1 protein-coding gene is annotated in these 308 nt (G+C 35.7%); it reads right to left on the bottom strand.

Going from position 1 to position 308, the window contains the following annotated elements:
* The coding region (locus tag ACLWS4_RS38370; protein WP_416876623.1) for a restriction endonuclease subunit S at positions 1–308 on the bottom strand (308 nt) is incomplete at both ends.

The following is a 308-nucleotide window of genomic DNA, read 5'->3' as shown; positions in this document are numbered from 1 at the left end:
ACTTTGTCGGCAATACGTTTTTGCTCCTTTAAATTTGGTAAGGGAACAGGAATTTCATCGAACACTTTCTTCGTAACGTGCACCATTCCTGAACCATGTGTTTTACTATAAAGAGATGAGATTAGGTTTTGCATCAAGTAATAATGGTATTTCTTATTAATAAAACTTTCCACCTTGAAAATATGCTGGTTTAGTACTGCTTCCTCCCCTTTCCAAATATAAGCGCCCAATGTTGCAGACCAAGAAATTAATAAGTCACCCGATTTAATTTCGTGTTTTTTGTCGATTTGACCTTCAAAAAAATGGGG

The sequence above is a fragment of the Kitasatospora sp. SC0581 genome, from assembly GCF_048159585.1.
In the GTDB taxonomy this organism is placed as follows: domain Bacteria; phylum Actinomycetota; class Actinomycetes; order Streptomycetales; family Streptomycetaceae; genus Kitasatospora.
This window is presented reverse-complemented; position numbering and strand designations above follow the sequence as displayed.